This window comes from Alistipes sp. CHKCI003, from assembly GCF_900021155.1.
Lineage (GTDB): Bacteria > Bacteroidota > Bacteroidia > Bacteroidales > Rikenellaceae > Alistipes > Alistipes excrementavium.
Genome location: NZ_FCNT01000082.1, coordinates 1 through 6442, shown reverse-complemented (window position 1 = coordinate 6442; position 6442 = coordinate 1). Strand labels below are relative to the sequence as shown.

The window sequence follows — 6442 nt, the reverse complement described above, 5'->3', positions numbered from 1 at the left end:
CGGATCGGTCGGGCTTGGCAGGCATAAGTCCGGGAAGAATGGCGGTCGGGGTAGATGGAATCACGACCGGATCGGTCGGGTGTGGGATTATAGTCGAGGTAACGGCCTGATCTGGTGCCTGCCGACAGCAATGCGCTGCCCGTATTTCTCTCCGGTAATGTCCCCCCCCCCTCCGAGGCGTTTGCCTTTTGGGGGATTCATCAAGAAAATTATCTTCGTCTACCTGCGATTGATTTTAGATCGGCTATATGAACACGAATCCTGATAATAGGCATATTGCGTACATAATATATTTCTACGTATACTTACCCTATACGTCCCTTGACGGCATGCGCGAAAGCGCTGATGTCCGAAAGGCGCGCGAGGTTGAGTTCGGCAATCTCAAATCAGCTTCTCCGGGCGAACCGTTCCGTTTCACGATGTGCGTGGGAGATGATAGATACGTGAAATATCCGCTTCGTTCTGAGTTATGACAAGGTATAAGGATCGGGCGGCCGAGTTGAAGGAAGAGCTGAACGAGGCGCTGAACGACGAGCGCTACCGAAATCCGTCGTTCGTATCCGTCGGAAACCTCACTCGCGGAAACCGGAGCTATCTGACCCGACACATGGAAAAATCGGTCGAATTCAACACCGATACGACCTTTGCGTGCGCATGCAGCGAATTGTCGACGGTGAGCCCCCCTACGTCATAGAGAAATGCCGGAGAGAGAGCCATGCGCCAATATCCCGAATACGGACAGGAGATAGGACCGCCCTATGGAGTAATCTTTACGGCGGAAGCCATGCGAAAATCCCTCCGACCGCAATATGACCGACAGTTGCGTAAACATCCGATAAAAATCGACTTCGGAACAGATGTCGTCATCGAAATGGATTACAGCGACTTTATCCGGCGGTACTCCAAGAAACAGAATGAATTGAAATACGTTTTAGCTGTTTGACAATACCCCCCCCCAGATTGTCCGAGGGCCGGCAGGCAGACGTATTTCATGGAGACGATATGAGGAATGGCCGCTTACGACCGTAGGAGACCGTCGGATTCTATAAAAACAGCGGCCCCGACTGATTGAAAGGTATAAGAAATTTGGTTGTATTCTATATAAACATATCAATAGCGAAATATCGACATTTGGCCCAATATTCATGAATCGAAACCAATTCGGCAACTGACCCGCTCCTTCAGATTGACCGCTTCGATCCATAGTCCCGTTCATCCCTTCAGCCAATTTCGACGCCGATCCGTCTTGGTTGAAAATCAAGGAAATCTAACCGTTTTGCCGAATAGCGATTTATTTTGTCTTTTTGCGAATTATCGAGCTGCTATTTGCCGAATTGGGAAATATTGTGTATATTTGAAAAAAGCTAAATTCATTTTATTTCGAAAGGTTTGGATCTGTAAAGATACTGCTTTGAGGGTTTACCGGTCCGATCTTAGAATAAAAAAGGTTTTGGATTGAAAATGATTTCGATTTTTGAATTTTTTAAAACTTATCTCAAATGCAAATATAAATATAGCGGCATAAAGATACTTCGGTCTCAATGATATAACATTCACTAACTTAAAACATTATTTGCCATGAAACCTGTCCAAAACGAAAAATGGCTGCACATTTCAGAGGAAATTGTGCCTTTGACACGGGATGAAGCCGGTATGTTGAAAGGCGGATTTACGGAGGTCGATCTTCCGGAAGATATTATGCCTTTTGCTTTGAGTAACTCCGGATGTAAAAATCCCCGCAATTGCTCAAATACAACAAATTCGGATATTTGTTCAAACACAGGTAATTGTGGATGTAGTTGCTGGGACGGGAAGAATAAGGGATGTTACGTCAATGGTATATCGTGTGGAAATTAACATCTGAAAACGGAAGCGATGAAAATTCCCGCGTTGTTCGCGACGAAAAAATAAACGGCGATTTTTCATCGCCTCCGTTTTTACGAATCGAATCTCTGCATGAAAAGTAGCAAATACAACATCATCGTTAGAAACGGAGATGCATATATATTGTATAATAGCCTTAGGGACAGAATGATGGTGTGCGCTTTGGAAACTTTCAAATTGCTCGAATCGCATAGAGAGAATCCGAATGCGTTATCCGGAATTCATCCGGAACTTTACCGTTGCCTTACGGACAGGAAATTTCTTGTTCCGGACGAAACGGACGAAACGGCCGAACTTATTGCGTCGATCGAAAAATCGGAAACTTCGGATACGCATTTCTCTATTACGATCAACCCCACGATGGACTGCAATTTGGCTTGTTGGTATTGTTATGAAGACCATTTGCATGACAGTCGCATGCCGATCGAAGTGTTGAACGGTATTCGGAATATGTTGCGAAACATATGCGACAACGGGAAAACCCGATCGTTGTCTCTCGGTTTTTTCGGTGGAGAGCCGTTATTGGAGTTCAAGTCTCGGGTAGTACCGATTATTCTTGAGGCCCGAACTCTGTGCGGAGAGAAACAGATCGTCTTGAATTTGGATTTCACGAGCAATGCCGTTTTGCTGACCCGCGACAAGGCGGATTTTCTGCATGATACCGGATTACCCGTTCGTTTTCAGATTCCTTTCGACGGCGGACGGGAGATGCACGACACGGTTAAAAAGATGAAAAACGGGCGTCCGACTTACGATCTGACGCTGGATAATCTGAAATATGCGGTCGAACAGGGGATTCGCGTTACAGTTCGATGCAATTATACCAATCAGTCTGTGGCATCGTTTCACGGCCTGCTCGACGATCTGTTGCCTTTCTTTGAGAAGCATAAGGATTCGATGACTTTTTCCCTCCATCAGGTCTGGCAGGATGAGCGGAATTGCGAAGAGACGAACGATGCGGTACGGTCGCTCGAAAAACGCATCAATGCTATTGTACATGCCGATCCTTCCGGTGTGTTGAACGATGTGCGTTGTTATGCGGACAGACGCAACGCTTTCGTGGTCAATTACAACGGCGATCTATATCAATGCACGGCCAGAAAATTCGCACCGGAAGACAGAGAAGGAGTGCTGCACGAAGACGGTACAATCGAACACAACGAACGTTACCGCACCCGTATGGCGAGTCGGTTCTCCAATCCGGAGTGCATGGAGTGTGCGATCTATCCCATTTGCAAAACCTGTACTCAGAAAAGACTGGAAAGAGAACAGGGGCACTGTTTGTGGAGTGCTGAAAAAGAACAATATATCGAGGATGTCGTAAGATCGCGTATTGCGGAATTGTATCGTTTGGCGGCAGTCCGTACCGCAAAGAGTTGAACTCTTGAGACAGGTATGTACCGCCGGTATTTTAACCGGCAGGTCTGTTCCCGATGTAGTATTCCCCTGCACCCCGTAGGACGTGCAGGGGAATTTCTTTGTACGGCGAAGAGAGCCGAAATATCGCTCGCTCGTCTTTTTTATCATCTTTCCCAGCGCAGACGGAGTACTCCGGCCTTTTACGGCGGGTCATTCGTATTCGTTCCGGAAACTTTGCAGGCCGGAGGTTGTGGACAAGCCCTTGTTGCCTCTGAAATTGTTGAACGTATAGCGGATCGTCAGTCCGAAAAACCGGTTGTCGGAGACGTTTCTGTACAAGGTTCGGAATGTCCCTTCTCTGTTCCATTGCTCCACGATGTTCGTGTTGACGAGAAGGTTCTGACATTCCAGCCCGACGTAAAGACGTTTTCCGAACAAATATTTGTAGAGGGAAACACTGAGCGAATAAACCGTGTTGTGCCGATATTCGATCGCATGGTGCGGTGTCCTGAAATAGAAGTCGACGTTCATTCCGCATCCGTCTGCGAATTGAACGGAGTTGGTCAGATACATGGTCATGCCCCATGTCTCGTCGTACTGACCGTAATAGCCGTAGCGGCTTCGGGTGCCGATTACGTCCCAGTTCACGTACAGCCACGGCCGCAGCGAGGCGGTGAAATTCAGCCCGAGTTCGTGGGTGCGTCTCTCCCCGCAATTCTCGGGACGGGTATAGATCAACCGCGGATCGTCGGGGTCTTGAAAGTTCAGATCCTGAACTCCGTCCGAGGTGGAGTAGAAATTGTAGTACAGATTCCACTTTTCACGCAGTACGATGCTGGCGCCCAGATCGTATCCCTTCGCGGGTCCCAGATCGGGATTGCCGACGGCATAGCGGTATTCGCTCTGCCGGACGGCGAGCGGCGATAGCTGGCCGTAGGGAATCTGGTCGTCCTTGCGCGAATAGGAGAGATTCGCGGATGATGTGCCGTTTTCGCCCCACGTATAGGTCATCGATACACGGGGCGCCAGCCGCCAGTAATCGGTCTGCCGCCAGCGGTCGCCACGGGTGAAATACCGCACATCGTCCCACTGCGCCCGGGCGCCCGCCGTCGCACTGAAACGCCCCGTATTGAAACTCAGATCGGCGTAAAGTGCCGCGCCCTCGTCCCTGTGACGGAACAGCGAACTCTGCTCCGCATCGAAGCGGCCGTCGGTGTGTACGGACTGATTCTGCTCCGTTGAAAAAAGGTAATATATGGCTCCGCCGTTCAATTCGAATTTCGGCGAGATGTGTTTCTGCACGATCGCCTCTGCTTTCAGCTGGTCGGCGACCGGACGAAACGTTTGTTGCGATACGGAGGCCGATTGCAGTGCCATGCTGTCCCGATAGAGGTAATCTTTCTCGATTCTCGAATGCAGGTAGTCGGCTTGTACGCGGACGAAGGAACCCGCATCGTCCAGCCGGTACCGGTAGGAGCCCGATACCTGCATGAACAGGTTGGTCACGTCGCCGACCGACGTATAACTGCTGCCGCCATCCGGTACTTCGGCACTGGCGGCATCGTATCGGGTGCCGCCCGAACGGGCTTCCGGAGTGCTCGATACGAATCCGAAGCTGCCGGACAGACCGATCGTATGACGCGGCGAGACCTCGTAGACCAGACTCAGCTGGTCCGTGATATTGTGGTAACGGTCTTGCCCCCTTTCGTCGGAGACGATGCGGTAGGGGATTCCGTCCAGATAATCCGATTCTCTGATCTCGTGCGTTTTCTGCTTCAGAAAATTGTAAAACACCTGATTGTAGAGATTGAACTTTCCGATTCGGATACCGAACGGTACGCTGACGTTCGTCATGCCGAATCCGTCTCCGCGAACTCCCGCACCGACATTCGCGCTTCCGAAATAACCGCCGTTGGCCAGCCTGCGCAGACGGATGCGCAGAATCGCACCGCGCGCCGACATGTCCTGCCGGCTCTCTCCGTAGGGCAACACTTCGATCTCTCGGATCATTTCGGCCGTCAGCCCTTGCAACTCTTTGGGATCGGCCAAACGATCGTCGATGTATATTTCCGAAGCCATTCGGCCGTTCACCGTGTAAATATCATCCTGAATCCGTATCCCGGGCATGAGTTTCAGCGCTTCCGTCAGCGTCCGGTCTTTGGCGAGCGGATTGCCGATCATCGACATCGTGTAGTTTCCCGCCTTTCGTTCGATGTGTTTGTAGATAACCTCTACGGCGTCGATCTCCGTCGATCGGGACGTCAGTATTGCATCGTGCTTTTTGCCGGCGGCTTCCGGAACCGAGAGCCGCAGGTCGAAGTCTTCGTAGGCCAGATGGGTGAAACGCAGGAGGTATTCTCCCGCCGCCACAGCATCGAAGCGGTAAAAACCGGCCGAATCGGTAATCGTGCCGGCGATGAGCGTCGAATCCGATGCGTCGTGCAGTCCCACGGTGCAATATGCGATGCCGGTGCGTTCCGTGTCCGTAACGTGTCCCCGTACAGCGAAGCGATCCGGCCGAGGTCGACACGGTGCTGCCTGTGCACTCCCTGCAAGCGGAAGATTCGCGAGTATCGAGGCCGAAACGAGTAGGAAGAGGCGAAAGTTCATAGGCTAAAGGTATGACTTTTTTTTCAAAGTATGAATCGGGAATCGTATTTATTTTGATCTGTAAATTAAAAAGCGTTCGTTTTTTGTATTTCCGTGAATAGAGTCAATATGACAGTCGGCGGTTACGGAGCGATCCGATAAGAGAGGCGTTCGGAATGGACGCGATCTTAGAAATAGGTCTCAGTGTCTTTATACGTGTTGCCGGAGGAACAAAATAGTAAGAGGCGAACCTTTCATAACCGCTCTCTCTTAGTTTATATCGTTGTTATGTTTCAAAATGACATTTCCATGAAAAGAATCCGTCTGGTGCGATAATCGCGTTGCGCAGATTGCGGTACAGGGCCGGACCTTCGGGAGGCGCCCGTCCTAAAATGATTTGCTTTGTGGTTTTCCGTTCTTCATTCTCCGTGGCAGCAGTTCGTATAATAGGTTAAAGTCTTTATTTTGAACAGATATTCGTATTTGGCCTGCAAGAGTTGCGAACGGGCCTTGACCTGTGCGGAGACCGCGGCGTTGTAGTCCGTTACGGTCGCGGCGCCGAGGTCGTACTTGCGTGCGATCTGCCGGGCGGCCTCCTCGGCCGAGGCGA

Annotated in this window: 5 protein-coding genes; 3 read left to right on the top strand and 2 right to left on the bottom strand. The window is 50.5% G+C overall.

Annotated features, from left to right (window positions below; translation table 11 throughout):
* The first annotated feature begins 469 nt into the window (after positions 1-469).
* From BN3659_RS10540 to BN3659_RS10535, 3 genes are all read left to right on the top strand, one after another.
* On the top strand, positions 470-694 hold the full coding sequence (locus BN3659_RS10540) for a hypothetical protein (RefSeq protein ID WP_141682565.1): 225 nt from the start codon (positions 470-472) through the stop codon (positions 692-694).
* An 884-nt stretch (positions 695-1578) separates the two neighbouring features.
* Positions 1579-1857, top strand: a complete 279-nt coding sequence (locus tag BN3659_RS12915) for a hypothetical protein (protein WP_141682564.1) — start codon at positions 1579-1581, stop codon at positions 1855-1857.
* A 189-nt stretch (positions 1858-2046) separates the two neighbouring features.
* The gene (locus tag BN3659_RS10535; protein WP_171847757.1) at positions 2047-3264 is read left to right on the top strand and encodes a radical SAM/SPASM domain-containing protein; all 1218 of its coding nucleotides are present in this window, start codon (positions 2047-2049) and stop codon (positions 3262-3264) included.
* A 189-nt stretch (positions 3265-3453) separates the two neighbouring features.
* Here the strand turns inward: BN3659_RS10535 and BN3659_RS10530 are convergent, their stop codons facing one another.
* Both BN3659_RS10530 and BN3659_RS10525 read right to left on the bottom strand, forming a co-directional pair.
* Positions 3454-5853 carry an outer membrane beta-barrel family protein gene (locus BN3659_RS10530; protein ID WP_091536818.1) on the bottom strand — a complete coding sequence of 800 codons (2400 nt, stop codon included), beginning with the start codon at positions 5851-5853 and terminating at the stop codon, positions 3454-3456.
* 398 nt (positions 5854-6251) lie between these two features.
* The coding region (locus tag BN3659_RS10525; RefSeq protein ID WP_171847730.1) for a TolC family protein at positions 6252-6442 on the bottom strand (191 nt) is incomplete at its 5' end.

Bases quoted from the DNA above. Each gene is read 5' to 3' on its own strand.
- BN3659_RS12915 (WP_141682564.1), top strand. From the start codon at position 1,579: ATGAAACCTGTCCAAAACGAAAAATGGCTGCACATTTCAGAGGAAATT.
- BN3659_RS10530 (WP_091536818.1), bottom strand. From the start codon at position 5,853: ATGAACTTTCGCCTCTTCCTACTCGTTTCGGCCTCGATACTCGCGAAT.
- BN3659_RS10540 (WP_141682565.1), top strand. From the start codon at position 470: ATGACAAGGTATAAGGATCGGGCGGCCGAGTTGAAGGAAGAGCTGAAC.